The organism is Rhodococcus sp. NPDC004095, assembly GCF_053604015.1.
On record NZ_JBSGGS010000010.1, the window covers coordinates 76,481 to 102,007 of the forward strand.

The window sequence follows — 25,527 nt, forward strand, 5'->3', positions numbered from 1 at the left end:
AAGAAGTGAAGTCGAGAGTACACCGGAATTGCCGCTCGACAAGGTGTCCGTGGACCACTTCGGCCGCTCCGCCGATCCTCCACGGAACCTTCACAGGTCCCTCCCGGAATTCCCACATCCGGGCCATACAGTCGAGGCATGACCCAGCGCACCGTACTCGTGGTGGAGGACGACCGGACCATCGCCGACGCCATCGCCGCCCGGCTGCGGGCCGAGGGGTACGCGGTGCGGACCGCCTCCGACGGTCCCGCGGGCGTCCGCGAATGCGCCTCCTGCCTTCCCGATCTCGTCGTGCTGGACGTGATGCTCCCCGGATTCGACGGCCTCGAGGTGTGCCGCCGGATCCAGGCCGAGACCCCCGTTCCGGTCCTGATGCTCACCGCCAGGGCCGACGAGACCGACATGGTGATCGGGCTGGGTGTTGGCGCCGACGACTACCTGAGCAAGCCGTTCAGCATGCGGGTGCTGGTGGCCCGGGTGGCGGCTCTGTTGCGGCGGGTCGAGCGTGCGGGCGCAGGCCCGGACACCGAGGTGCTGACCCTCGGCGCCCTGGCGATCGACCTGACCGCCCGGCGGGTCCGGCGGGACGGCGCCGAGGTGCACCTCACCCGCACCGAGTTCGACCTGCTCGCCCACCTGGCGACGAGGCCCGGCGCCGCGATGGCGCGTGACGCCCTGCTCGAACACGTGTGGGGGTGGGGCGGCGGTGCGACCAGCCGGACCGTCGACAGTCACGTGAAGGCGCTGCGGCGCAAACTCGGCGGCGACCTGATCCGCACCGTGCACGGCGTCGGCTACGCGGTCGAGGTGCCGCGATGAGATGGCCCCGGCCCCTCGACCCGTTCCGCTCGTTCAAGGTCAAGACCGGCCTGCTGGTGGTGGTATCGGTGTTCGCGGCGTCGGTGACGTTCTGGTTCGCCTCGAACTGGCAGTTCCGCTTCGCGCTCGGCGTCGCGCTGCTGGTTTCGCTCGCGGTCACGCAGGTTCTCGCCCACGGGATGACGTCACCGCTGCGGGAGATGACGGCGGCCACGCGGGCGATGGCCACCGGCGACCTGTCCCGGCGAGTCCGTGCCACCTCGCGCGACGAGATCGGTGAACTGGCACGGGCATTCAACCAGATGGCCGAGGACCTAGAGGCCGACGACCGGTACCGGCGGGAGCTGATCGCGAACGTCTCGCACGAGTTGCGGACCCCGATCGCGGGCTTGCAGGGAGTGCTCGAGAACGTCGTCGACGGTGTCGTGGAACCGGACGCCGCGACGCTGCGTACCGCGCTCGACCAGACCGAACGGCTCGCGGACCTGGTGCGTGACCTGCTCGACCTGTCCCGGCTCGAGGCCGGGGTGGTTCCGGTGCGCCGGACGGAGTTCGAGGTCGTACCGTTCCTGCGGAAGGTGATCGACGAGCGTGCCGACCAGGCCGCCGCGGTCGACATCCGGCTCGACGTGCGCCCCGCGACGTTGCGCGCGAATGCCGACACCGCCCGGCTGCACCAGGTCGTCGCCAACCTGGTGGACAACGCTCTGCTGCACGGGGCGTCGACGCACGTGCTCTTGCGGGCCTCGTCGGACGCGGCCGGCGCGCTCGTGCTCGACGTGCACGACGACGGGCCGGGGATCGCCCCGCCGGATCGTGCCGGTGTGTTCGAACGGTTCACCCGGGGCGGCACCAGCGGCGGTGGCACCGGCCTCGGTCTCGCCATCGCACGGTGGGCGGTCGACCTGCACGGCGGCCGGATCGGGGTGCTCGACACCGAGTCGGGATGCTGCATCCGGGTGGAGCTTCCGCCCGCCTGAAACCACGAAAGCACTTCGGGACGTGGACCGTTCGGGTCCACGCGTCCCGCGATGGCGCCTGCCCGCATCGGTCCGGGCGGCGCACGGAAGGAGAAGCCCATGACCACCTCGACCGTAGGACCACCCGCGGTGACACCGGTCGCAGGCCCGGCCCGGGCGAGTGCATGGCGTCCCGACCGGACGTCGGTGGCGCCGCCCGCGGCGATGTCGGCGGCGCTGGGCGCGGGCGTGCTCGCCGCGGCGCTGCTGGGGGCCCCGAGCATCGCCTACCCACTCGTCGGCGCGGCTGTCGTTGCCGCTGCACTGACCAGCGTGCGCCCCCGGCCGACCCGCGGCCTGCTGCTCGGCTGCGCCGCCGCGGTGCTGCTGCTCGCGGTGGCGGCGGTGCGAGACGAGCCGGTGCTGGTGGCGCTGTCCGTCGCGGCAAGTTGGCTCGTCGCGTCGGTGGCGCTGCTCGGGGTCCGCACCTGGACGGGATTGCTGCTCGCCCCCGCGGCGCCCTTGTGCACACCGGTGCGGGTGACCGGTTGGGTGCACCGAGGGTGGGCGCGGGGCCGGGCCGGGGCCGGTGTTCGCGTGGGTCGCGTCCTTGTCGTTTCCGCGGTGAGCGTCGGCCTGGTCGCCGTGTTCGGATCGCTGTTCGCCGCAGCCGATCCGGAATTCGAGAGGCTCGTCGGCGGAGTGGTTCCGCGTGTGCACGTGGACGATCCGGTCGGGCGGATCCTGCTCGGGGCGTTCGTCGTCGCCGCCACGTTGTCCCTGACCTACCTGCGGCGGCAACAGCCCCGGATCGACACCCTCGCGCCGTCGCCGGGGCGGTCGATCGTCCGCTGGGAGTGGGCTGTTCCGCTGGCCGCCCTGGATCTGCTGTTCGCCGTGTTCGTCACCGTCCAGGCGAGAACGCTGTTCGGCGGTGACGGCCACGTCCTCGGCACCCGCGACCTCACCTATGCGGGATATGCGCGCCAAGGCTTCTGGCAACTGTGCGCGGTGACCGCGCTGACACTGGTCGTGATCGCCGTCGCGGTCCGCAAGGCCGACCTGACGGCGCCCCGCGGCCGGACGCTCGCGCGCATCCTGCTCGGTGCCCTGTGTCTGCTCTCGCTGGTCGTGGTGGCCTCCGCGCTGCATCGAATGTCGCTGTACCAGAGCGCCTTCGGGTACACCCGGCTGCGCCTGTGGGTGTCGGCGGCCGAGTTCTGGTTCGGTTCCGTGTTCGCGCTGCTACTGGTCGCCGGAATCCGCATGCGCGGACGTCTCCTGCCCCGGGCCGTGCTCGCGTCGGCCGTCGCCGCGCTGCTGGCCTTCGCGGCGCTCGGCCCCGACGGCCACGTCGCCGACCGCAACGTCGAACGTTACGAACGAACCGGCGACATCGACGTCGACTACCTGCGCACCCTGTCGGTCGACGCGGTGCCTGCGTTGGACCGACTTCCCGAACCGTTGCGATCGTGCGCGCTCGCCGGGACGGGCACGCCCACCGCCGCACCGTGGTACGAGTTCAACGCCGCACGCGCCCGTGCCCGCGACATCCTGCGCGAGCGACCCGTCGAGCCGGACGCGGTCTGCGGCGGCCCTGTCGTGGTCGGCTGAACCCGACGCCCGCGGGTCCGGGAACGGCCGCCTTGACCCTGACATCGTGTGAGGCCGCAGACTCGGGACATGACCGACACCACCGAGTTGATGTCCATCGGGGAGTTCTCGTCACTGACCCGGATCAGCGTGCGGATGCTGCGGCACTACGACGCTCACGGCGTGCTGATCCCGGCGGTGGTCGACGACGCCAGCGGCTACCGCAGGTATCACCCGGAGCAGACCGCCGATGCCGCGCGCATCCGGCGGCTGCGGGACGTCGGGTTCGGCGTGTCCGCCATCGGGGCGCTGCTCACGACGGCCGGGACTCCCGCCTACGTGCGTGCGCTGCGGATGCACCGCCGCACCCTGGCCGAGGAGGCCGAACTGGCCCGGACCCGACTGATCGCCCTGGACCGCATGCTCGACGAGACCATCGAGGAGAAGACCATGACCGGAGTCGAACTGACCGAGATGCCCGCCCACACCCTGGTGTGCCTGCGCGGCACCGTCGCGAACTACGCCGCCGAAGGTGAACTGTGGCAGCGTTTCCTACCCGACCTGCAACGCCAGGGCATCGCACCGACCGGCCCCGGCGGATGCATCGAACACGACGGCGAGTTCCGTGAGACGGACGTCGACGAATCGGTGTTCCTGCCGGTCGCGCCAGGGACGGTCGCCCGGGAACCGCTGACGACCGTCCCCGTCCCGGTCCGGCGCGTGGTGGTGGCCACCGTGACCGGGCCGTACGACCAGGCGATCCCGCGCGCCCACGAGGCGATCGCCGCGTACCTGGCCGAGCACGGACTGTCCGCGTCGCGGACCCCGGACGACGTGACCACGCACCACTTCAACGTCTACCGCAACGACCCGAGCAGCACGCCCGAGGCGGAACTGCAGACGGCGGTGTATCTGCCGGTCAAGTGACCACACCGGCGCCGCGCCCGGAACCCGGGCGCGGCGGCGGTCACCGGTCAGCGCAGTCGCCGCAGAACCTCTTCGTGCAGCGGACCGTTGGTGGCGACGGCGCTGCCGCCGTGCGGGCCGGGTGTGCCGTCGAGTGCGGTGAAGCGCCCGCCCGCCTCACGGACCAGCAGATCCAGCGGTGCCAGGTCCCACAGCGACACCTCGGGTTCGGCGGCGATCTCGAGGGTCCCCTCGGCGAGCAGGCAGTAGGACAGGAAGTCGCCGTAGCCGCGCACCCGCCACACCGCGTCGGTCAGGTCCAGGAACCGGTCGCGGATGCCGAGGTCGCGCCAGCCCGACAGGCTCGAGAAGCTCAGGCTCGCCGACTCGAGGCGGTCGACGGCGGACACCGTGATCCGCCGCGGCTCCGTGGCCTCGAAGGTCGTGAACGCGCCTGCGCCGGCGGACGCCCACCACCGCCGCGAGAGGGCGGGGGCGCTGACCACGCCGACCACCGGGACTCCGTCCTGCAGCAGGGCGATCAGCGTCGACCACACCGGCACGCCGCGGACGAAGTTCTTGGTGCCGTCGATCGGGTCGACCACCCACTGCCGGCCCGTGAAGTGGGCCTCGCCGCCGAACTCCTCACCGAGGACCGCGTCCTCCGGACGTTCCTTCGCGAGGATCGCCCGGACCTCCCGCTCCACCGCGAGATCCGCGTCGGACACCGGCGTCAGGTCCGGCTTGTCGTCCACCCGCAGGTCCAGGGCGCCGAATCGGTCCCGGGTGATGGCATCGGCGGCGTCGGCGATGCGGAGGGCGAGGTGCAGGTCGGCGGAGAGATCGGTCACGGATGCACAGGTTACCGCCGCCGCCTGTGGTCACGCCGCGGCGGCGACCTCACGCAGCAGTCCGGTCGTGACGTCGAAGACGAATCCGCGCAGCGACGTCGTCGCCGTCACGAACGGACTGGTCTCGATGCGCAGCAGCGACTGGCGCACATCCTCGTCGAGGTCGCCGAACGCCTCCGCCGACCACGCCGGCTCGATGCCGGTCTCGTCCTGGATGCTGCGCTTGAAGGCGTCATCGGTGAATGTCAGCATCCCGCAGTCGGTGTGGTGGATCAGGATTATCTCGGTGGTGCCGAGCAGGCGCTGGCTGATCGCGAGGGACCGGATCTCGTCGTCGGTGACGACGCCGCCCGCGTTACGGATCACGTGTGCCTCGCCGTCCTCCAGGCCGAGGATCCGGTACACGTCGAGCCGGGCGTCCATGCAGGCGAGCACTGCGACGTGCCTGCTGGGTGGGAGCGGCAACGGGCCGCTGAACGTGCGGGCGTAGTCGGCGTTGTTGCGCAGGTATTCGTCGGTCACGCTCATCGTTGCTCCGTTCGTCGGGCAGGGGAATGGTCCGTGCATCGAACGCCGCACTTCCCGATCGCACAAGGGTTCTGCGCACCTCGGCCGCGGGCGAGCGGCGGCGGACGGCATTGCAGTCCGCCGCACCCGGTAGCCTTGACTCTTGTGCATCCCGACGTTTCCTCAGACCTCGCCGAACTCGACACCACCCTGACCACCGTCGAGACGGTGCTCGACGTCGAGGAGTTGCGCCGGCGCATCGACGAACTCGAACACCAGGCCGCCGACCCCGACCTGTGGAACAACCAGGAACACGCGCAGCAGGTCACCAGCCAGCTCTCGCACGCCCAGGCCGAGCTGCGTCGCGTCGTCGACCTGCGGTCGCGGCTCGACGACATGTCGGTGCTCTACGAACTCGCCGAAGAAGAGGGCGCCGACGCGGTGGCCGACGCCGACGCGGAGCGGACGAGCCTGCGCGCCGACATCGAGGCTATGGAAGTCAAGACCATGCTGTCGGGGGAGTACGACCCCCGTGACGCGCTGGTCAACATCCGCTCGGGCGCCGGCGGCGTCGACGCTGCGGACTGGGCCGAGATGCTCATGCGCATGTACATCCGCTGGGCCGAGAAGCACGGCTACGGCGTCGAGGTCTACGACACCTCCTACGCCGAAGAGGCGGGCATCAAGTCCGCGACCTTCGCGGTGAAGGCGCCGTACGCGTACGGCACCCTGTCCATCGAGATGGGCACCCACCGGCTCGTCCGGATCAGCCCGTTCGACAACCAGGGCCGCAGGCAGACCTCCTTCGCCGAGGTCGAGGTGCTGCCCGTCGTCGAGACCACCGACCACATCGACATCGACGAGAACGACGTGCGCGTCGACGTCTACCGCTCGTCCGGCCCGGGTGGACAGTCCGTCAACACCACCGACTCCGCCGTGCGCCTGACGCACATCCCGACCGGCATCGTCGTCACCTGTCAGAACGAGAAGTCGCAGCTGCAGAACAAGGTGTCCGCGATGCGGGTCCTGCAGGCCAAACTCCTCGAGCGCAAGCGCCAGGAGGAGCGCGCCGAGATGGACGCGCTCAAGGGCGACGGCGGCAGCTCGTGGGGCAACCAGATGCGCTCCTACGTCCTGCACCCGTACCAGATGGTCAAGGACCTGCGCACCGAGTACGAGGTCAACAACCCGTCCGCGGTGCTGGACGGCGACATCGACGGGTTCATCGAATCCGGCATCCGCTGGCGGATGCGCGGAGAGCAGGACTAGTTGACCACCCTCGCGGTCGGCTGGGGCCCGGAGACGACCAACTTCGAGACCTGGCTGAAATCGAGCGGCCTCGAGATCGTCCTCTACGTTCTCGGGGGACTGCTCGTGGGCCGGTTCCTGTCCTGGGCGGGCAATCGCGTCACCGATCGCATCGACCTGAACTACAACCAGGGCGACGCCCTGGTGCGGTCCGAGGCGACCAAGCACCGGCACGCGCTCGCGCAGGTGATCACGTGGGTGGCCGTCACGATCGTGTACGCCCTCGTCGCGATCGAGGTACTGCAGCGGCTCGGTTTCTCCGTCAGCAGTCTCGTCGCACCGGCCACCGTGCTCGGTGCGGCCCTCGGTTTCGGCGCGCAGCGAGTGGTGCAGGACATCCTGGCCGGCTTCTTCATCATCGCCGAGAAGCAGTACGGCTTCGGTGACGTCGTGCGGATCGCGATCACCGGCTCCGGCGACGACGCCTACGGCACCGTCGAGGACGTGACGCTGCGAGTCACCCGCCTGCGGTCCTCCGACGGTGAGGTGATCACCGTCCCGAACGGGCAGATCGTCAAGGCGGTCAACCTGTCGAAGGACTGGGCCCGCGCCGTCGTCGACGTGCCGATCCCGGCGACCGCGGACCTCAACCACGTCAACGACGTGCTGCGCACGGTCTGCCGGGAGGCGTTCGCCGACCTCGACCTCGAACCGCTGCTGCTCGACGCCCCGACCGTGATGGGCATCGAGTCCATCGAACTCGAGACGGTCAACATCCGGGTCGTGGCCCGCACCCTGCCCGGCAAGCAGTTCGAGGTCGGGCGCGCGCTGCGGATTCGGGTCGCGGCCGCGTTGCGCCGCGAGGGCATCTTCCTCGGCCCCGACCTGACCACCGACCACGGAGACGCGACGTGACCCGACGCGACGGCACCGAGAGCGGCCTGATCTCGGACGAACCGATCAAGCCGGCGCGGAAATGGACGTGGCCGAAGCACCTCGGGCGGATGCGCACCTCGACGGTGCTGCTGATCGTCGGCTTCCTGGCCGCCGCCCTGCTCCGGGGCTACTTCATCCAGGGCGAGCCGCAGCCGAACCAGGAAACCGGGGTTCAAGCACCGGCCGCGGAGACCACCCCGCAGCCGGTGCCGCAGCGGAGCACGACGACCGTGCACGCGACGACACCCACGACCGTGACCACGACACCGTCGCCCAGCGCGTCGTCGCCGAGTCCGGCGGAGGCCGGGACGAGCGCGACCCCGACCACGTCGCCGCTGATCGTGCTGCCGCCCGGGCTGGTTCCGTCCGGTGTGGAGCTGCCTCCCGGAGTGGTGGTCGAGACCACCACCGAGCCTGCGCCGACGACACCCTGACCGCCGCCGCACCCACGACCTGCGCGCCCGTCGTCCGCCGGTGCGGCGCCGCCGGGCATGTCTAGACTGGCTCCTCGTGATCAGCGTGGAGAGTGTGTCCAAGTCCTACAAGGCGTCCTCGCGTCCCGCGCTGGACAAGGTGACCGTCTCGATCGACAAGGGCGAGTTCGTCTTCCTGATCGGCGCGTCAGGCTCCGGGAAGTCGACGTTCATGCGCCTGCTCCTCAAGGAGGAGACCCCGACGTCCGGGGACATCCACGTCGCCGACTTCCACGTCAACAAGCTCACGGCCCGGCGGGTGCCGAAGCTGCGGCAGTCGATGGGCTGTGTGTTCCAGGACTTCCGGCTGCTGCCGCGCAAGACGGTCTCGGAGAACGTGGCGTTCGCGCTCGAGGTCATCGGCAAGCCGCGGAACATGATCGAGCGGACCGTGCCCGAGGTGCTCGACCTGGTCGGCCTGTCCGGAAAGGCGGACCGCCTGCCGCACGAGCTGTCCGGCGGCGAGCAGCAGCGGGTCGCGATCGCGCGCGCGTTCGTGAACCGGCCACTGGTGCTCCTGGCCGACGAGCCGACCGGCAACCTCGACCCGGACACCAGCGGCGACATCATGCTGCTGCTCGAGCGGATCAACCGGACCGGCACCACAGTCCTGATGGCCACCCACGACAACCACATCGTCGACTCCATGCGCCGCCGAGTGGTCGAACTCGACCTCGGCCGCGTGGTGCGCGACGAGGCCCGGGGCGTGTACGGCGTGGGGCGTTAGCCCCGCACGCGTCCAAGATCCAGCCCCGACACACGAAGGACACCACTCCCGATGCGCGCCAGCTTCATCCTCGGCGAGGTCTTCACCGGACTGCGCCGCAACATCACAATGACGATCGCGATGATCCTCACCACCGCGATCTCCCTCGCCCTGTTCGGCGGCGGCCTGCTCGTCGTGCAGATGGCAGGCAAGACGCAGCAGATCTTCCTGGACCGCGTCGAGGTGCAGATCTTCCTCACCGACGACGTGTCCACCTCGGATCCGGGGTGCACCCAGGACATCTGCAAGGGGCTTCGCGAGGACCTGGAGAACACCGACTCGGTGGTGTCGGTGCAGTACCTCAACCGCGACGACGCGGTCGCCGACGCGAAGGAGCGGGTGTTCAAGGACCAGCCGGAACTGGCGTCGATGGTCAGCCCGGAAGCACTGCCCGCGTCGTTCAAGGTGCGGCTGTCGGACCCGGACAAGTTCGGCGTGGTCGAGGACGCGTTCATGCTCCGGCCCGGCGTCGACAGCGTTCTCAACCAGCGTGACCTCGTCGAGCGGCTGTTCAGCGTGCTCGGCGGCATCCGCAACGCCGCGTTCGCGATCGCGATCGTGCAGGCGATCGCATCGATCCTGCTGATCGCCAACATGGTGCAGATCGCGGCGTACACCCGCCGTACCGAGGTCGGGATCATGCGACTGGTCGGCGCCACCCGCTGGTACACGCAGTTGCCGTTCCTGCTGGAGGCGATCGTCGCCGCGCTGGTCGGCGCGGTGCTCGCGATCGCGGCGCTGTTCACGGCCAAGAGCCTGTTCATCGACGACGTGCTCACCGACGTGTACGACGCCAACATCGTGGCCCGGATCTCCAACAGCGACGTGCTGCTCGTCTCGCCGATCCTCGCCCTCGTCGGCGTCGGCATGGCCGCCGTCACCGCGTACGTGACGTTGCGCCTGTACGTGCGTGAATAACCGGTTGCCCGATCGAACTATCCTGGTCTGTGGTGAAACCGATTCACCGCTGATCGCTTGCTCACCGCAGTGGACCGAAGGGGCCCGAACGTGAAGGAAAAGGGCCGCAAGGTCATCGCCACCAACCGCAAGGCGCGGCACAACTACACCATCCTCGACACCTTCGAGGCCGGGATCGCGCTCGTCGGCACCGAGGTCAAGAGCCTGCGTGAGGGCAAGGCGTCGCTGGTGGACGCCTTCGCGACCGTCGACGACGGCGAGGTGTGGCTGCGCGGACTGCACATCCCCGAATACGGGCACGGCAGCTGGACCAACCACTCGCCGCGACGCACCCGGAAGCTGCTGCTGCACCGCCGTGAGATCGACAACCTGGTCGGCAAGTCCCGCGAGGGCAACCAGACGCTGGTGCCGCTGTCGATGTACTTCAGCGACGGCAAGGTGAAGGTCGAACTCGCCCTCGCCAAGGGCAAGCAGGACTACGACAAGCGGCAGGACATCGCCCGCCGCACCGCCGAACGTGAAGTCACCCGCGAGCTCGGACGTCGGGTGAAGGGCATGAGCCGCTGACTTCGCCGCGGCGGCGCGAGCCGTGACGGCTGTCCTGCTCGCCCTGCTCGCCGCCGTCGGATACGGGGTGAGCGACTTCGTCGGCGGGCTCGCCTCGCGGCGCGTCGCGGCGTTGCGGGTGGTCATCGTCTCGTACCCGGTCTCGCTGCTGATGGCCCTGGCCGTCGCCCCGCTCGCCGGTGGTTCGCTGACGTGGTCGACCGCGCTGTGGGGCGCCGCGTCCGGTGTCGCCTCCGGGATCGCGGTGTGGTGGTTCTACCTCGCGCTGGCGGACGGGCCGATGTCGGTGGTCTCCCCGCTCACGGCGATCCTCGTCGCCGGGATCCCCGTGCTCGTCGGGTTCGCGACCGGGGAGCGTCCGGGTGCCCTCGCCCTCACCGGTGTCGTCCTGGCGCTGGTCGCGGTGGTGCTCGTCAGCCGCGAGACCCCCGAAGCGGCGGGGGAGGCCGTCGACGGGCATCGGGCCCGGTTCACCCCGGCCGTCGCCTGGCTGACGGTCGGGTCCGGCGTGGCGTTCGCACTTTCGTTCGTGAGCCTGCACCGGATCGGGGACGGTGCCGGGCTGTGGCCGCTGGCGGTGTCGCGGGCCGCGGCGACCGCCGTCGTGTGGGTGGTCGCGCTCGGGGCGCGGCAGTTCGCAATGCCCCCGCGGCAGGTCGCGCGGCTCGCCGTCGGGATCGCGCTGCTCGACGTGGTCGCGAACGGTGCCATGCTCTACGCGTTCTCGGGCGGAATGCTCTCGCTCGTCGCGGTGATCGGATCCCTGTACCCGGCCGCGACCGTGCTGCTGGCGATGACGATGCTCGGCGAACGAGTCGGCCGGCGTCAGCAGGTGGGGATGGGCCTCGCGGTCGCCGCGGTCGCGCTGATCGCCCTCGCGTGAGCGAGTCCGTCAGCGCGCGGCCGCGCCGTTGCCGGTGTACTTCGCGGCGACCGAGGTCGGCATCACCTCGTAGCGCAGGTGCGCGCGGGCGAACTCGGCGGTGCCGTGGGTGAGTGAGCGCAGATCCACCGGGTACCGGGCCAGCTCGATCTCCGGGACCTCCGCTCGCAGCAGCGCGGTACCGGGTTCGGTGGTCTCGGTGCCGAGCACGTGCCCGCGCCGGGCCGACAGGTCGCCGAGCACCGCGCCCAGGTAGTCGTCGGGCAGGATCACCCGCACCGCGGCGACCGGTTCGAGCAGTCGGATCTCGGTCCGGCTCGCGGCGTCCTTGAGTGCCAGCGCTGCGGCCGTCTGGAACGCGGCATCCGACGAGTCCACCGAGTGCGCCTTCCCGTCGACGAGGGTGACCCGCACGTCGACGAGCGGATGCCCGGTCGCGACCCCGGACCGGAGCTGGGTCCGGACCCCCTTCTCCACCGACGGGATGAAGTTCTTCGGGACCGCGCCGCCGACCACCCGCACCGCGAACTCGAAGCCCTCCCCGGCGGGCAACGGTTCGACCTCGAGGTCGCAGATCGCGTACTGGCCGTGACCTCCGGACTGCTTGACCAGCCGACCGTGCCCGGCCGAGCTGGCGCCGAACGTCTCCCGCAACGCCACCTGGTACGGCACGGTGTCGACATTCACCCCGTGCCGGGTGCGCAGCCGGTCCAGGGTGACCTCGGCGTGCGCCTCGCCGGTGCACCACAGCACCAGCTGATGGGTCTGCGGATTCTGCTCGAGCCGCAGCGCGGGATCCTCGACGGTCAGCCGGGCCAGCGCCTGCGACAGCTTGTCCTCGTCGGCCTTGCTGTGCGCCTCCACCCCGATCGGCAGCAGCGCCGCCGGCAGCGGCCAGAGCGGCATCGGTGCGGTCGCGGGATCGTCGGCGAGGGTGTCACCGATGTGCGTGGACGCCACCTTCGGCACGCACACGATGTCGCCGGCGATCGCCTCGGGGACCGGATGGGTCGACTTCCCGAACGGTCCCGCAAGCGTCGTCACCCGGTCCTCCACGGCGCCCTCGGGTCCGAGCACCTGCACCCGCGTGTCGGGGCGCAGCGTGCCGCTGTACACGCGCACCAGATTGATGCGGCCCACGTAGGCGTCGCCGGTGATCCGCACGACCTGCGCGGTCAGCGGTGCGTCGGGGTCCGCGGCCGGGCCGGGGCCCGCCCGGTGCGTCGGATCCGGGAACGCCCCGGCGATCAGGTCGAGCAGTTCCGCCGCGCCGAAACCGGTTTCGGTGACCGCCAGCGCGGGATGGAGTGTGCAGTCGACGATCTCGTGCCGCAGCCCGGCGAACAGCGAGTCGGTGTCGAGTTCCTCGCCGGCCAGGTACCGCTCCATCAACGTGTCGTCGAGGCCGGAGATCGCCTCGACGAGACTTTCCCGGGCGGCGGCGGTGTCGGGTGCGGCGCCGACCTCCCCGTAGCCGCGGCCGGTCAGCAGGTCGACGGAGCCGCTCGGGGTGCCTCCGTCCAGCACCGGCACGAACACGGGTCGCAGGGTGTCCGGCCCGAGACCGAACGCGTCGTGGCAGGCGGTGAGGATGTCGTCGAAGCTCTCCCTGGCGAGGTCGAGTTTCGACACCGCGATCGCCCGCGGCACCCCGAACTCCGTCGCCTCCCGCCACAGTGCCCGGGTCGGTGCCGTGACCGGGTCGGTGGCCGAGACGACGAACACCGCGGCGTCCGCGGCCCGCAACCCGGCGCGCAGTTCCGCGTCGAAGTCGGGATGTCCGGGTGGGTCGAGCAGATTGATCCGCACACCGTTCCAGTCCAGCGGCAGCACCGTGAGTTGCACCGACCGCTGCTGCTGGTGCTCGATGTCCTCGTAGTCGGACACGGTCGTGCCGTCCACCACCCGACCGGCCTTGCCGATCGCGCCGGTGGTGAGGGCGAGCGATTCGGCGAGGGTGGTCTTGCCGACCCCGCTGCACCCGACGAGCACCACGTTGCGGATCTGTTCGGGACCGGTGACGGGCGCGGCCTGGCTTGCGCGGGACGAAGTTCGGTCGGCCACGTCGGCCTCCTCGCGGTAGCGGTGTCGGCTCGCAGTCGAGTCTAGGCCCGCAGCCCCACCGCAACCGGACGATTCGGCACCGCCGCCCCGACTACTCGGCGAGGCGCTCCCACATCTGGAGGTACGCCTCCGCGCCGCGGCTCATGTCCTCGATGATCCGATCGCCGTCGTCGCCGGCCACGTTCCGCATGTCCTCGATCCAGTCGGGTATCAGCCCGTACTGGGCGACGCCGTCGACGTTCAGGTCGAAGACGCGTTCGCCGGTCCGCTGCCGGTCCATCACCGTGCCGCCGTCGAAGGTCGTGTACGGGTAGTGCAACGGATCCGCCGCGGCGTTCGCACGCGGACGGGCCTGCGGACCGAACCCGTTGGTGTCCGCGCCGTATCCGAAGCCGAAGTAGTGGTCGTCGCTGCGCATCTCGCGGGCCTCACGCCACGCGGAGACGAAGTCCTCCTTCTTCGGATCGTCCTGCAGGCTCGACGCATACGCTGCGACGAACCCGCCGAGCGCGTAGATCCGCCGATAGTTGAGCGGATCGGTCCAGCTGTGACTCGACACCACACCCGAGTACTTCGCCTCCTCGAGGATGCGCAGGGTGTCCTCGGCGGTCTTCACGCTCATGTGGTCGACGTCGACGATCATGCCCCGGTCCATCATGCCGCGAACCATGTGCTCTCCGAGGTCGGTCAGACCGCGGGTGTTGCACAGCGGACCCGACGGGTACACCGGGGTGGTCACTCCCGGCGGCAGCGCGGCGAGCGCCTCGGCGGGACCGTCTCCCACGGACAGCAACTCGTTGTCGTGTTCGGGCGTCGTGCAGGGCTCCGCCTCCCAGAACCGGCCGGTCCCGAGGAGGTTGCCGACGTTCACGGCGACGCCCTGGATGCCGGGATCGAAGCGGACACCGCCGAACGCGTTGTCGAACTTGTGGGTGACGATCATCTGCCGGACGCCCATCGCGTACACCTCGTCGAGGCCGCGGTCGATGTCCGCCTCGGTGCACTGCGGTACGCCCTCGCGGATGCCACAGCCGAACGGCTCCGACGTCTCGATGCCGAGGGTCACGGCCAGCTTCCCCTCGCTCGCGACCTTGCGGACCTCGGCAGGGGAGCTGACGATCCGGAACCAGCCACGGCCCGGTCCGCCGTACTGGGCGTCGATGTAGTCCTGCATCTCGTGCACCTGCTTCGCCTGCGCACGGATGGTGTCCATGTCGTTGCACGAGCGGTTCTTCAGCGGGTACACGTCGCACAGCACCCGGTTGTTCACCAGCAGGTTGGTGAAGATCCGCAGGCCGCCGCGCCAGGCGCGTTCGACCCACCGGTAGTAGGTCTGCTCGTGGGTCAGCGAGTCGGCATTCGGCCAGTCCTCGAAGGTGGGCCACCCGACGGTGTCGTGCTCGGCGACCGGGGTGCCGTGCGAGAGGATGTTCTCCAGCAGGGCCGGGAATCCGTCGGTGCCGTGGTCGGCGCAGTCGCGCAGGGCGACGGTGATGCCCTGCGGGTCGAACGGGGTGCCGCAGTGCACCTGACCGCCGATGAACAGGTTGGCGTCGAGGTGCACGTGGGCGTCGATGAAGCCCCGCACCTCGCCGTTCGGTCCGGTCCCCGAAAGGGGGGTTCCGGTCGCGTTCACCTCGGAGTCGGGGAAGTCCGCGCAGCCCGATGTCGGGACGAGGGTGAACCGGCCGCCGTCGGGGTCGACACCCGGATCGGTGGAGAACAGTCGTCCCTGGTGGGCGGTGAGCTGGTCGCCGGTGTCGGTGGAGACGACGCTGTACACGCCGTCCGTGTGGGTGAGGGTCCAGTCCGTCGCGGGGGTCGCGTCACGGGTCGGCACGATGGCCGAGTCCGCGGCGGGATCGGGCAGGAGTCCGCCAGCGCTGCCGTGGGAGAGCATGTCGCCACCGCGCCCGTAGAACATGAACCGGCCGAGCTGGGCGGCGTGCAACCGGAAGGGCTCGCCGTCGCCGGCGGTCGCGGCGTCGACGCGGTAACCCTCCGGGGTGAGCCGGGTGAAGGCGCCCGAGCCCTCGGACCGCAGTGCATAGCAGCCGTTCGCGAGCCCGAACACGGGGTCGTCGCCTGGGCCTGTGCTGGGCGGCTCGGGTGCGGCCGCGGCGGTCGCGGCGCCGACAACGAGTGACAAGGCGACGGCGAACGCGGTCACGATGTGGGCTGCGGATTTCATCTGTGTCGGAAGTCTCCCCGTGGGACGGCTGTGGCGTGAATCATCCACCGAACTGGGTCCGCAGCGTAGGGGGATGCTGGACGAATGTCCAGGTTTGCGCTCGCCGACACGCCGGACTGGAAATCAGGATGATTTCTCGGCGCCGGGGCGTTACAGTGTGTGGTCCCAGCAAGTCGCTGGGTACGTACGGGGCTGAACGGTTTCGACTGCGTACGTTTAGTTTGGGGAAGCGTGTCGGTGCAGGCAAGAGACCACCGTAAGCGTCGATGCAACCAATTAAGCGCCGATTCCAATCAGCGCGACTACGCTCTCGCTGCCTAAGTAGCGAAGCGTGTCTGTCAGTCCGATCTCGCCCTCGGGTCGGGTACTGGCATCAGCTAGAGGGCTTCACCTACCGGCTCGGTCACGGAGTCGGATGGGACATCAAACAGTGACTGGGATCGTCATCACGGCTTGTTCGCGAGACCGGGAGATCCAAGTAGAGGCATAGCGAACTGCACACGGAGAAGCCCAGGCAAATTTGCGTAGGACCCGGGTTCAATTCCCGGCAGCTCCACAAGAAAGGCCCCCCACTCGTACAGATGCGAGTGGGGGGCTTTCCTGCTTGGTCGGGATGAGCGCGACGGACGGGCGCTGTCTCGTTCCGGCTAGTGTTGGCGCCGTGGACACCAGCGATGTCGACTTCGCGCACACCGATCAGGCGGACCGCAAGCGGCGGGAGAAGGCGCTCGGTCTGGCCCGATTCGTGTGGGACCGCGGCATCAGTGGCGCGGAGCTGCTCGCGATGCCCGACGACCGACTCCGCAAGCTGGCCCGCGCCGCCGGCGCCAACCCGCCGAGCACGAGGGAGACGTGGAGCGTCGTCGCCGAACTGCTCGACGAGAAGACCCGCTGGGCGGGTACGCATCCGGACGACCCGCGGGCGGTGCCCGCACACGCCGACGAGAAGATCACCTGGGTCAAACCGCCGCTACCGCCGTGGCCGACGCACTGACCCCTCCGCCGACCGGAGCACCGGTCAGCAGTTGCTCGGCGCAGGCACCCCGGCGAAGCGGTCGCCGAGATATCCGAACGCGCCGGGGATGCCCTCGATGGCAGCGGGACCGTGATCGCCGGGCAGCACGTTGAACAGCACCCGCGTGCCGGACGCGCACCAGCGGCTCATGGTCGCGGATGTCGAGTCGAGTGGGGCCAACTGGTCCCCGGTTCCGTGCCAGGCGAACACCGGCGCCGCGGGGGATCGGGGATACGTCAGGAGGCTGTTCTCGTCGAAGACGGTGCGCATCGGGGGTGCCAGCACCCGGCCCGGGTCCTGCGTCACCTCGACGGTGCTGTGACCGGCGCCGCCGTCGATGATCTGCTGCGAGCAGGCGTTGACCATCTGGTCGCGCAACGCCACCCCGGCGGGAGTGAGGAAGGGCGAGACCATGATCTGCGACGGATACTCCCGTTCGAGTCCGAGGGTTGCGGCAAAGGCCAACCCGAACAGCGGATGCGGTGCCGGGCCGAGGCCGGCGGCCATCTCGCTCAGGTTGGTGGGCACGCCGCCCTGCGCGACCCCGACGATCGGCAGGTCGGGGGCGTAGGTCGGGGCCAGGGTCGCGGCCCAGCCCGTGGCCATGCCGCCACCGGAGTAGCCGACGAGGCCGACCGGGCTGCGCACGAGGCGCATCTCGGGCACCTGCTTGGCGGCGCGGATCCCGTCGAGCACGATCTGCCCGCCCAGCCGGGCGGCGCCGTACGCACTGGTCGGGCCGAGGTGGTCGGGAAGTGCCACGGCCCAGCCGCGCAGCAGAAGGGGGCCGAGGGCGGGGGCCTCGGTGAACTGGCCGTTGAACAGGGTGTGCGAGGGCCCGCACTGGGTGCCGAGCGAATTGATGATCGCCTGATACGACACCAGAGGGCGGTCCACGCCGCCGCGCGGCACCATCACCGTGGTCGCCGCCGCGATCGGGGCACCGGACGAGTTCGTGGAGCGGAACAGAATCTGCCAGCCGTCGGCGTTGCCGTACCGGGAAACATCGACGGGTCGGGTGCGGAGCACGTCGCCGTTGGCGCGGGCCGCGAGGTCGGGCGGCGCCCAGTAGAACGGATCCGGATCGGCGACCGGTGTCGTCGGTTGGGCCTGGACTGTGGGGGTGGCGAAGAGGAGGCAGGCGAGCAATGCGAATGCGGCCGCTGCGGACCGCCCGAGCAAGGTGCGCATGGAAGTCCCTTTCCGCCCTACAGCGTAAACGGTTCGCGGCCCGTGCGTGACGTTCACCACTGTCTGGGTGAAGATCGCGCACGGGCGCGCAGCGCAGCGGAGCCGCTTTGCTGCACGGGCGCGCAGCGCAGCGGAGCCGCTTTGCTGCACGGGCGCGCAGCGCAGCGGAGTCGCCGCACTGCACGCCCGCACCGTCAGTAGGCGGTGTTGATCGGCCCCGTGGTCCATGTCCCGGATCGGGTCACCGTGCCGGTGTCGACGCGGGCCGGTCCGGCGGTCCTGTCGATCGGGTCGAACTGCTCGATCGAGCCCCAGTCCCGGTCCCAGTCGTGGGCGAGGTACGACGGGATGGTGCGGGCGCCGAGGAGCATGCCGGTCCAGCCGAGCGGTCCGCCGCCGGCGTGGTCCTGCCAGCGTCCGGTGGTGATGGCGCCGTTCCGGTCGGGCAGGATCCGGAAGCCGGGCACCTCCGCGACACCGTTGCTGTGCTGCATCTGGGCCTGGCAGGGGAAGTTCAGTCCGACCATCCAGTCCAGCAGAACCGGCGTCTGCGTGCCGACGACCTCCTGCAGCGTCTGCGTCCGCGGTACCCGCGGCGGGGTGAACGCGAGCCACTGGTCGCCGGCGATGTCGTTGTCGGCCGCGACGATCCGCACGACGTTCGCTTCGGCGGGGAGGCGGTCGAGCGGCACCCGCAGGTTCCGCCACGACGGGACGGGGCCGATGTCGATCGGGCCGGTCGCGCCGAGCGCGCGCACACCGCCGGCTTCGGTGACGCCGTACTCGACGTCGAGTCGCTGTCCGTAGGTGACGACGCCGTCCGCGTCGACGGAGTACACGCGCCCGGCGACGGCGATGGAGATCAGGTCGCCGCGCGAGCCGGACGCGTCCTGGTCCGGGAGCCGGTACCAGTCGGTCGTCACGGTCGCGGCGCCCGAGGCGCCGTAGCTGCCGAGGACCGGGGTGGTGTCCGGGTCCAGCCCAAACGGCAACGCCACGGTGGACCCGTTGACGCCTTCGCCGCCGAACCCGCCCGCGGTGCCCGCGCCGGCGGTGGATTCGGTGTCGTCGGTGCGGTCGATGGTGTTCGCGGTGCCCGCCGCCAGATCCTCCTCGTCGGGGGCGAGGTCGGCGGCGACGCCGTTCGGGGTGAACCCGTCCGCGCCGCCCGCGGCCAGTGCCCCCGCGATGTCGCCGGACAGCGGTCGGAGGGTCGAGACGTTCGGGTCGGTCTCCAGCAGAACGTCGTTCGCCAGACCGCAGCTGTTCCCGGTGAGGGCGTCGATGTTGGACCGCGCGATCGAGTACGCCGGGTACTGGGAGATCGCGCCCTTCGCAAGCGAGAGCACCTCGAACAGCACCATTGCGGCCGCGGCGACGGCCAGCGGCGAGATCGCCCACAGCCGACCGGGTTCGCGACGCCGGTCCGCGGTCGGGTGTACGTGGTACCAGGCCGCGACCGCGAGCAGGAGCATCGTGACACCGAGGAGCAGGGTCGCGAACCCGATGCCTGCGACGGACGGCGGCTTGTCCCACCACGGCACGCCGTAGCTCGACACGTACCACCAGCCGTTGATGCTGACGAACGACATGGTGACGGCGAACGCGACCGCCGCCGCGAACAGGGCGCGGTTGCGCCGCGACCGCAGCACGGCCGGTGTGACCGCGACCGCGGCGACCACCGCGACCGACGCGGCGAGGCCCGCGTAGATGCCGAAGTGGTGGGTCCACTTGGTCGGCGCGAACATCATCAGCACCATCGCGCCGAGGGTGATGCCGACGATGCGTCGGGTCGGCCCCTGGGCGGTGCCGGGGATCTGCCCGCCGCGGCGCAGCATCGCGATGATCACGGTGACCAGGGACAGGATCATCGCGAACACGGCGAACTTGCGCGACAGCGAACCGTCGACGCTGATCTGCAGCAGCCACTGGTAACGCAGGTACTCCATGAACCAGGGGTCGTCGGGGCCGATGGCGTGCACCTTCTGCATCTCGAGCACGGCAGCGAGGGTCTGGTCCGCGAAGATCAGGGCCAGCACCGACACCCCGGCCGCGATCAGCGGCAACAGCACGGCTGCGTAACCGGCCGCGACGCGGAGCGGAGCGGAGCCGGCGCCCGAGACACTGCGCGCGCGGTCGGCGATGATCCGGGCGATCGGTTTCGCCCCGGCGATCAGCGCGGCGAAACAGATGAGGCCGGACGGGCCCGCGGTGACGGAGATCGCGCCGATCAGGATGGCCGCGGCGGCCGGCAGCAGGCGGCGCGTCGCGACGGCTCGCTCGACGGAGCACCAGGTCGCGAGCACCCCGACCGCGACGATCGGCTCGGGCCGTAGGCCGTTGTTGAACGGCAGCCAGAACGCCAGGAACACCAGCGCTCCGGTCCACAGCGGGCCTCGGGACGCGCGGGCGGCGGCACCGAGGCGCGGCGCGACCTCCCGGCTGATCAGCCACCAGCCGACCAGGCCGGCGGCGAGCGCGGGCAGTCGCATCCAGATGCTCGCCGTGGAGACCTGCGTCATCCAGGCCAGGACGTCGTAGAACGGGGTACCGAACGGAGCCTCGGGCACGCCGAACCAGCGGAAGTAGTTCGCCATGTATCCGGCCTCGCCCGCGGCGCGGGCCATGCCGAGCTGGTAACCGTCGTCCGAGGTGTTCGCGCCGATCACGTGCCAGACGGCGAGGGTGCCGACGACCAGCGCGTCGATGCGGGTGAACGACCACCACCGGGCGGGCAGGATCCGTCGGGAGCGGCGGCCGTCGGCGGTGTCGATGCGGTGCAGCGCGACCAGCGACACCGCCGTCGCCAGCGCAGTCAGCACCATCGCGGCGAACTTGAGCGGCGTCGGGGAGGTGGTGAAGCGGGTGTCGAGCTGCGCGGTCACCGCCAACCCGTCCGGCGCGGGGCCGGCCAGTTGCGAGAAGACCCCGACCATCTGCGGCCGCAGGTCCTCGTCGAGGACGGTGGTGACGGAGTTCTGGCGGACCGTGGTGGTGGTGGCGTCGGCGTGCACGGCGATCGTGCAGTCGGGGCCGAGGGCGGCCACCGGCTTCGACAGCAGCACCCGATTGCGGACGATCACGTCCAGACGGTGTGGGTCGGAATCGGTGACGACCTTCGCGACCAGGCCGTACCGCTCGGCATCCGGGGCGCCGACCGGGGACGTCGACACCACGACACCGCCGGCGTCGGCGAGTTGCGACACGGCGGAGCAGGGGATCGTGACGTCCAGGTCGGTCGGCGCGTAGGACACCAGCGGCGCGGTGACACCGGTGGTCGCGCCGTCCTGCGGCCAGCTCACCGAGGCGACGGTCTGGCGGACGGGTAGGAACGGAATCGAGACGGCCAGCAGGATGCCGAGCAGTGCGCTGACCGCTGCGACCAGCCGCGGTCCGCGCAGTCCGGCGGGCGGTGCCGGAATTCTCGGTGGCGCGGGTTCGGCAGTCGTCTTCGTGTCCGTCACGTCTCGAAATGCTAACGACTCGTCCCGGCTTGCCTGCAGACCCGCAGGTCCCGGCCTTGTTAGCCTGACCGGATGTGGTGGGACGAAGGTGGGTACGGCAGCGCCGGCGCCTCGGGGGAGTTGCCGATGTTTCCGCTGGGCACGGTGCTGCTCCCGGGCGAGACGCTGCCGCTGCAGGTGTTCGAACCGCGGTACCTGTCGATGGTCGACCACTGCACCGCCTCGCCGGACCGGCTGCGGTTCGGGGTGGTGCTCATCGCCCGCGGCCACGAGGTCGGCGGCGGGGACGAACGTACCGGGGTGGGCACCGTCGCCCGGATCGTGCAGTGCAGGCCCGTGCCCGGCGCGCGACTGCTGCTCGGCTGCGTCGGGGAGCAGCGGATCCGAGTGGACGAGTGGCTGCCGGACGACCCGTACCCGCGGGCGCTCGTGCGGGTGTGGCCGGACGAGCCCTCGGTCCCGTCCGAGGCGCACGTCACGATCCTGACCGCTCGGATCGACGAGTTGACCGACGTGACCGCGGCCCTCGCCCGCGAACAGGGCGGGCAGGCTCCGCGTTACCCGGACTGGGACGGATTGCCCGCCGATCCGGGCGCCCGCGCTTTCGCGCTCGCGCGGACCCTGCCGCTGGGTCCGATCGATAAACTGCGAGTGCTGTCCGCGCCGGGGCCCGCCGAGCGGGTGATCGTGCTGGCGGATGCGCTCGCCGATGTCGTCGCCGCGCTGCGGTTCCGGCTCACTGGGCAGGGTGGTGCAGATCGGGAGGCGTGATGCGCGGTGACACGGCGGTGGTCGCGGCGGTCGCGGCCGGGGGCGCGGTCGGTGCCCTCGCGCGATACGGACTGACGCTGGCCATGCCGGTGCAGGGCGGGCAGCTGCCATGGGCGACGGCCACCGCGAACGTGACCGGGTGCTTCCTGATCGGGATCCTGATGGTGCTCGTCACCGAGGTGTGGAGCGCGCACCGGCTGCTGCGGCCGTTTCTCGGTGTGGGGGTGCTCGGCGGCTTCACCACCTTCTCCACCTACGCGGTCGAGGTCCGCGGCCTGTTCGCGGACGGGCACGTTCCGCTGGCGTTCTTCTACCTGGTGGGCTCGGTGGTCGCGGCACTGGCCGCGGTCCTGGCCGGACTGTGGATCACCCGGGTCGTCGCCGGCGACCGGGTCGGGAAAGGAACCTGACATGCGTGCCGACGAGCCCACTCCCACAGCGTCGCCCACCTACACGATCGAATCCCGGCCGGAATTGCGGTTGTCGATCATCCTCGGCCTCGACGACCTGTGGCATCACAAGCCCAAGTACCAGGAGATCGTGCGCAGGGCCCGGGATGCCGGCCTCGCCGGTGCCAGTGTCTGGCGGGGCATCGAGGGCTACGGCGCGTCCTCGCACATTCACACCACCCGACTGCTCGACCTCGCGGACGGGCTTCCGGTGCTGGTGGTGATCGTCGACGAGGAGTCGCGGATACGCGGGTTCCTGGAGGGCGTCGCCGAACTGCTGACCTCGGCGACCGTCACACTCGACCGGGTCGAGCGAGTACATGTGAGCGATCGGGCGTGACGGTTCTGCTGGTCCTGCTCGGCGGGGCGGTCGGGGCCCCCGCACGTTTTCTCCTCGACCGCGCGGTCCAGTCCCGTCACGACAGCGCGTTCCCGTGGGGGACGCTCAGTGTCAACGTGATCGGATCGCTGATCCTCGGCGGGCTCGCCGGCGCCGCGACCGCCCACGACAGCGCGCTGTGGACCCTGGTCGGCACCGGTTTCTGCGGCGCGCTGACCACGTTCAGCACCTTCGGCTACGAGACGGTGCGGCTGTTCGAGGATCGGGCACGGCTCTACGCCGTCGCGAATGTCGTGCTGAACGTGGTGGCCGGGATGGGCGCGGCCGTCCTCGGGTTCGCCGCGGCCGGCGCGATGGTCGGATGACCGGCACGCGCGACCCGGATGTGATGGAATCGCCCCCGGCGTCGCAGGGCGCGAATGGACCACGCCGCCAAGGCCGACCGGGAGTGAGATGACATCGACGAAGGTCCGTGCCGTTGGCGTGGGGGTGTCGGCGGCGGTGGTGGCGGGGCTTCTCGTCGGGGTCGTCTCGCGGGTGCTGATGCGGGTGACCACTCTCCTCGCCGGGGGTTCGCCGCACCTGTCATGGCGTGGGTCGGCCGCGATCGTGATGATCTACGCGGTCGTGATGCTCCCGGGTGCGATCGTGGCCGCGCTGACGACGCGGCGCGGATCCACCCTGCCGCTGGTTGCGGGTGCGGTCCTGCTCTTCGTCCCCGCGATCGGGGTCGCGACCGAGGAGATCGGACATCCGGCCGATGTCGGCGCGGTGCGACTGGCCGGTGCCGCGCTGTGCGCGGCGGCGGTGTTCGCCATGCTGGCGCTGTTGCCGGTGGTGACCCTGCGTCTGGTCCGGCGCTGGGTTAGGGTGCCCCGGGCGTCCTGGGCGGCCGTGTGATGCGCGGCCCGTCCGCACCGACGACAACCGAGCACCGTCCCCGAGGAGGACCATGGCGCACGAACGAGCCGGACAACCCGCGCAGCCCCGGGACCTCGAGGATCTTCCTGCGCTGGTGACGGCCTATTTCAGCCGCACCCCGGATCCCGAGAACCCCGACCAGCGGGTGGCGTTCGGCACGTCCGGGCACCGGGGATCGAGCCTCGACGGCGCGTTCAACGAGGCGCACATCCTGGCCACCACGCAGGCGATCGTCGAGTACCGGGCGAGTCAGGGCTATACCGGGCCGCTGTACCTGGGCCGCGACACCCACGCCCTGTCGGAGCCTGCGTGGACCAGCGCACTGGAGGTGCTCGGCGGCAACGGCGTCGACGTCCTGATCGACGCGGCCGGTCGCTACACCCCGACTCCCGCCGTGAGCCACGCGATCCTCCGGCACAACGCCCACCTGTCGTCCGCGCTCGCCGACGGCATCGTCGTCACCCCGTCGCACAATCCGCCGCGCGACGGCGGTTTCAAGTACAACCCGCCACACGGCGGCCCGGCCGGATCCGATGCGACGTCGGTGATCCAGGACCGGGCCAACGAGCTGCTGGCCGCCGGCCTCGCCGGGGTGCGGCGGGTGCCCCTCGCGACCGCGCTGGCGACGGTGGCGCGACCGTTCGACTATCTGGGCAGCTACGTCGACGACCTGCCGCACCTGGTCGACCTGGACGCGATCCGGGCGGCCGGGATCCGGATCGGTGCGGATCCGATGGGCGGCGCCGCGGTCGACTACTGGGGTGCGATCGCCGAGCGGCACCGCCTTGACCTGACCGTCGTCAATCCGCTGGTTGATGCGACGTGGCGGTTCATGACCCTCGACAGCGACGGCAAGATCCGGATGGACTGCTCGTCCCCGCACGCGATGGCGTCGCTGATCGGTGCCCGCGACCGGTACGACATCGCCACCGGCAACGACGCGGACTCGGACCGGCACGGCATCGTCACCCCCGACGCGGGTCTGATGAATCCGAACCACTACCTCGCGGTCGCGATCGAGTACCTGTACTCGCACCGTCCCGAGTGGGACGCGGGCGCGAAGGTCGGCAAGACCCTGGTCAGCTCCTCGATGATCGATCGGGTCGTCGCGGGCCTGGGACGTGAGCTGGTGGAGGTGCCGGTCGGGTTCAAGTGGTTCGTGCCCGGCCTGCTGTCGGGGGAGCTGGGCTTCGGCGGCGAGGAGAGCGCGGGGGCATCGTTCCTGCGCCGGGACGGCCGGGTGTGGACCACCGACAAGGACGGCATCGCGCTGGCCCTGCTCGCGTCCGAGGTGCTCGCCGTCACCGGTGCGTCCCCGTCGCAGCGCTACCGCGACCTCACCGACCGGTACGGCGATCCGGTGTACGCGCGGGTCGACGCCCCGGCCGACCGCGTGCAGAAGGCGGCGCTGGCCGCGCTGACACCCGACGCGGTCACCGCGACCGCCCTCGCAGGCGAGCCGATCATCGCGACCTTCACCGCCGCGCCCGGCAACGGCGCTCCGCTCGGCGGGTTGAAGGTGTGTACCGAGAACGCCTGGTTCGCGGCCCGGCCGTCGGGCACCGAGGACAAGTACAAGATCTACGCCGAATCGTTCCGCGGTGCGGACCATCTCGCGCAGGTGCAGGACGCGGCGCGGGAGCTGGTGTCCCGGGCGCTGGGGGTCACCGGCTGACGGACTAGCGTGGATCGGTC

The 25,527-nt window shown here is 70.6% G+C and carries 24 protein-coding genes and 1 other RNA gene; 19 read left to right on the plus strand and 6 right to left on the minus strand.

Annotated features, from left to right (window positions below):
* The first annotated feature begins 138 nt into the window (after window positions 1-138).
* From ACWEPG_RS19795 to ACWEPG_RS19810, 4 genes are all read left to right on the plus strand, one after another.
* Complete coding sequence (locus tag ACWEPG_RS19795; RefSeq protein WP_450116705.1) at window positions 139-819, plus strand: response regulator transcription factor; 681 nt, start codon at window positions 139-141, stop codon at window positions 817-819.
* Complete coding sequence (locus tag ACWEPG_RS19800; RefSeq protein WP_452595082.1) at window positions 816-1,799, plus strand: HAMP domain-containing sensor histidine kinase; 984 nt, start codon at window positions 816-818, stop codon at window positions 1,797-1,799. The genes ACWEPG_RS19795 and ACWEPG_RS19800 overlap by 4 nt, the downstream gene beginning before the upstream one ends.
* Before the next feature lie 99 nt (window positions 1,800-1,898).
* The gene (locus ACWEPG_RS19805) at window positions 1,899-3,392 is read left to right on the plus strand and encodes a DUF4153 domain-containing protein (protein WP_452595083.1); all 1,494 of its coding nucleotides are present in this window, start codon (window positions 1,899-1,901) and stop codon (window positions 3,390-3,392) included.
* Window positions 3,393-3,461: 69 nt separating this feature from the next.
* On the plus strand, window positions 3,462-4,298 hold the full coding sequence (locus ACWEPG_RS19810) for a MerR family transcriptional regulator (RefSeq protein ID WP_452595084.1): 837 nt from the start codon (window positions 3,462-3,464) through the stop codon (window positions 4,296-4,298).
* Between the two features lie 47 nt (window positions 4,299-4,345).
* Here the strand turns inward: ACWEPG_RS19810 and hisN are convergent, their stop codons facing one another.
* Window positions 4,346-5,128 carry a histidinol-phosphatase gene (gene hisN, locus ACWEPG_RS19815; protein ID WP_452595085.1) on the minus strand — a complete coding sequence of 261 codons (783 nt, stop codon included), beginning with the start codon at window positions 5,126-5,128 and terminating at the stop codon, window positions 4,346-4,348.
* A gap of 30 nt (window positions 5,129-5,158) precedes the next feature.
* On the minus strand, window positions 5,159-5,656 hold the full coding sequence (locus tag ACWEPG_RS19820) for a beta-class carbonic anhydrase (protein WP_450134860.1): 498 nt from the start codon (window positions 5,654-5,656) through the stop codon (window positions 5,159-5,161).
* A 144-nt stretch (window positions 5,657-5,800) separates the two neighbouring features.
* On the opposite strand from ACWEPG_RS19820, the gene prfB reads away from it, so the two are divergent.
* From prfB to ACWEPG_RS19855, 7 genes are all read left to right on the plus strand, one after another.
* Window positions 5,801-6,904, plus strand: coding sequence for a peptide chain release factor 2 (prfB, locus tag ACWEPG_RS19825; RefSeq protein ID WP_450116711.1), 1,104 nt, complete (start codon window positions 5,801-5,803; stop codon window positions 6,902-6,904).
* A complete protein-coding gene (locus ACWEPG_RS19830; protein WP_450116712.1) occupies window positions 6,905-7,798 on the plus strand; it encodes a mechanosensitive ion channel family protein in 894 nt (297 codons plus the stop codon).
* Window positions 7,795-8,253: a hypothetical protein gene (locus ACWEPG_RS19835; RefSeq protein WP_452595086.1), complete on the plus strand. Its 459-nt coding sequence runs from the start codon at window positions 7,795-7,797 to the stop codon at window positions 8,251-8,253. The genes ACWEPG_RS19830 and ACWEPG_RS19835 overlap by 4 nt, the downstream gene beginning before the upstream one ends.
* A 76-nt stretch (window positions 8,254-8,329) precedes the next feature.
* Window positions 8,330-9,019, plus strand: coding sequence for a cell division ATP-binding protein FtsE (gene ftsE, locus ACWEPG_RS19840; protein ID WP_450116714.1), 690 nt, complete (start codon window positions 8,330-8,332; stop codon window positions 9,017-9,019).
* 51 nt (window positions 9,020-9,070) lie between these two features.
* Window positions 9,071-9,976 carry a permease-like cell division protein FtsX gene (gene ftsX, locus ACWEPG_RS19845; RefSeq protein WP_450116715.1) on the plus strand — a complete coding sequence of 302 codons (906 nt, stop codon included), beginning with the start codon at window positions 9,071-9,073 and terminating at the stop codon, window positions 9,974-9,976.
* Window positions 9,977-10,066: 90 nt separating this feature from the next.
* Window positions 10,067-10,543 carry an SsrA-binding protein SmpB gene (gene smpB / locus ACWEPG_RS19850; RefSeq protein WP_450134861.1) on the plus strand — a complete coding sequence of 159 codons (477 nt, stop codon included), beginning with the start codon at window positions 10,067-10,069 and terminating at the stop codon, window positions 10,541-10,543.
* Between the two features lie 22 nt (window positions 10,544-10,565).
* Window positions 10,566-11,426, plus strand: a complete 861-nt coding sequence (locus ACWEPG_RS19855; RefSeq protein WP_452595087.1) for an EamA family transporter — start codon at window positions 10,566-10,568, stop codon at window positions 11,424-11,426.
* A gap of 9 nt (window positions 11,427-11,435) precedes the next feature.
* On the opposite strand, the gene ACWEPG_RS19860 is transcribed toward ACWEPG_RS19855, so the two are convergent.
* Both ACWEPG_RS19860 and ACWEPG_RS19865 read right to left on the minus strand, forming a co-directional pair.
* Window positions 11,436-13,490, minus strand: coding sequence for an elongation factor G (locus ACWEPG_RS19860; RefSeq protein WP_452595088.1), 2,055 nt, complete (start codon window positions 13,488-13,490; stop codon window positions 11,436-11,438).
* 91 nt (window positions 13,491-13,581) lie between these two features.
* A complete protein-coding gene (locus tag ACWEPG_RS19865) occupies window positions 13,582-15,681 on the minus strand; it encodes a membrane dipeptidase (protein ID WP_452595089.1) in 2,100 nt (699 codons plus the stop codon).
* A gap of 188 nt (window positions 15,682-15,869) precedes the next feature.
* Here ACWEPG_RS19865 and ssrA point away from each other — a divergent pair.
* Both ssrA and ACWEPG_RS19875 read left to right on the plus strand, forming a co-directional pair.
* Window positions 15,870-16,240, plus strand: a transfer-messenger RNA (tmRNA) gene (gene ssrA / locus ACWEPG_RS19870).
* A 102-nt stretch (window positions 16,241-16,342) separates the two neighbouring features.
* Window positions 16,343-16,675: a hypothetical protein gene (locus ACWEPG_RS19875; RefSeq protein WP_450116720.1), complete on the plus strand. Its 333-nt coding sequence runs from the start codon at window positions 16,343-16,345 to the stop codon at window positions 16,673-16,675.
* A 24-nt stretch (window positions 16,676-16,699) separates the two neighbouring features.
* On the opposite strand, the gene ACWEPG_RS19880 is transcribed toward ACWEPG_RS19875, so the two are convergent.
* Both ACWEPG_RS19880 and ACWEPG_RS19885 read right to left on the minus strand, forming a co-directional pair.
* A complete protein-coding gene (locus ACWEPG_RS19880) occupies window positions 16,700-17,887 on the minus strand; it encodes a lipase family protein (RefSeq protein ID WP_450116721.1) in 1,188 nt (395 codons plus the stop codon).
* A 194-nt stretch (window positions 17,888-18,081) separates the two neighbouring features.
* On the minus strand, window positions 18,082-21,351 hold the full coding sequence (locus ACWEPG_RS19885) for an arabinosyltransferase domain-containing protein (protein WP_452595090.1): 3,270 nt from the start codon (window positions 21,349-21,351) through the stop codon (window positions 18,082-18,084).
* 72 nt (window positions 21,352-21,423) lie between these two features.
* On the opposite strand from ACWEPG_RS19885, the gene ACWEPG_RS19890 reads away from it, so the two are divergent.
* The 6 genes from ACWEPG_RS19890 (at window position 21,424) to pgm (ending at window position 25,507) form a co-directional block, all read left to right on the plus strand.
* Window positions 21,424-22,122, plus strand: coding sequence for an LON peptidase substrate-binding domain-containing protein (locus ACWEPG_RS19890; RefSeq protein ID WP_450116723.1), 699 nt, complete (start codon window positions 21,424-21,426; stop codon window positions 22,120-22,122).
* Complete coding sequence (gene crcB, locus ACWEPG_RS19895) at window positions 22,122-22,532, plus strand: fluoride efflux transporter CrcB (protein ID WP_450116724.1); 411 nt, start codon at window positions 22,122-22,124, stop codon at window positions 22,530-22,532. The genes ACWEPG_RS19890 and crcB (ACWEPG_RS19895) overlap by 1 nt, the downstream gene beginning before the upstream one ends.
* Before the next feature lies 1 nt (window position 22,533).
* Window positions 22,534-22,911, plus strand: a complete 378-nt coding sequence (locus ACWEPG_RS19900) for a DUF190 domain-containing protein (RefSeq protein ID WP_450116725.1) — start codon at window positions 22,534-22,536, stop codon at window positions 22,909-22,911.
* Window positions 22,908-23,276, plus strand: a complete 369-nt coding sequence (gene crcB / locus ACWEPG_RS19905; protein ID WP_450116726.1) for a fluoride efflux transporter CrcB — start codon at window positions 22,908-22,910, stop codon at window positions 23,274-23,276. Before ACWEPG_RS19900 ends, crcB (ACWEPG_RS19905) begins: the two co-directional genes overlap by 4 nt.
* An 88-nt stretch (window positions 23,277-23,364) precedes the next feature.
* The gene (locus tag ACWEPG_RS19910; protein ID WP_450116727.1) at window positions 23,365-23,811 is read left to right on the plus strand and encodes a hypothetical protein; all 447 of its coding nucleotides are present in this window, start codon (window positions 23,365-23,367) and stop codon (window positions 23,809-23,811) included.
* 52 nt (window positions 23,812-23,863) lie between these two features.
* Window positions 23,864-25,507, plus strand: a complete 1,644-nt coding sequence (pgm, locus tag ACWEPG_RS19915) for a phosphoglucomutase (alpha-D-glucose-1,6-bisphosphate-dependent) (RefSeq protein ID WP_452595091.1) — start codon at window positions 23,864-23,866, stop codon at window positions 25,505-25,507.
* Window positions 25,508-25,527: the final 20 nt, after the last annotated feature.

What these genes read in the sequence shown, in the direction of transcription:
- ACWEPG_RS19910 (WP_450116727.1), top strand. Translation starts at nt 23,365, where the DNA reads ATGACATCGACGAAGGTCCGTGCCGTTGGCGTGGGGGTGTCGGCGGCG.
- ACWEPG_RS19890 (WP_450116723.1), top strand. Translation starts at nt 21,424, where the DNA reads ATGTGGTGGGACGAAGGTGGGTACGGCAGCGCCGGCGCCTCGGGGGAG.
- ACWEPG_RS19820 (WP_450134860.1), bottom strand. Translation starts at nt 5,656, where the DNA reads ATGAGCGTGACCGACGAATACCTGCGCAACAACGCCGACTACGCCCGC.
- ACWEPG_RS19810 (WP_452595084.1), top strand. Translation starts at nt 3,462, where the DNA reads ATGACCGACACCACCGAGTTGATGTCCATCGGGGAGTTCTCGTCACTG.
- crcB (WP_450116724.1), top strand. Translation starts at nt 22,122, where the DNA reads ATGCGCGGTGACACGGCGGTGGTCGCGGCGGTCGCGGCCGGGGGCGCG.
- ACWEPG_RS19900 (WP_450116725.1), top strand. Translation starts at nt 22,534, where the DNA reads ATGCGTGCCGACGAGCCCACTCCCACAGCGTCGCCCACCTACACGATC.
- ACWEPG_RS19795 (WP_450116705.1), top strand. Translation starts at nt 139, where the DNA reads ATGACCCAGCGCACCGTACTCGTGGTGGAGGACGACCGGACCATCGCC.
- ACWEPG_RS19880 (WP_450116721.1), bottom strand. Translation starts at nt 17,887, where the DNA reads ATGCGCACCTTGCTCGGGCGGTCCGCAGCGGCCGCATTCGCATTGCTC.
- ACWEPG_RS19865 (WP_452595089.1), bottom strand. Translation starts at nt 15,681, where the DNA reads ATGAAATCCGCAGCCCACATCGTGACCGCGTTCGCCGTCGCCTTGTCA.
- ftsX (WP_450116715.1), top strand. Translation starts at nt 9,071, where the DNA reads ATGCGCGCCAGCTTCATCCTCGGCGAGGTCTTCACCGGACTGCGCCGC.
- ACWEPG_RS19805 (WP_452595083.1), top strand. Translation starts at nt 1,899, where the DNA reads ATGACCACCTCGACCGTAGGACCACCCGCGGTGACACCGGTCGCAGGC.
- ACWEPG_RS19800 (WP_452595082.1), top strand. Translation starts at nt 816, where the DNA reads ATGAGATGGCCCCGGCCCCTCGACCCGTTCCGCTCGTTCAAGGTCAAG.
- pgm (WP_452595091.1), top strand. Translation starts at nt 23,864, where the DNA reads ATGGCGCACGAACGAGCCGGACAACCCGCGCAGCCCCGGGACCTCGAG.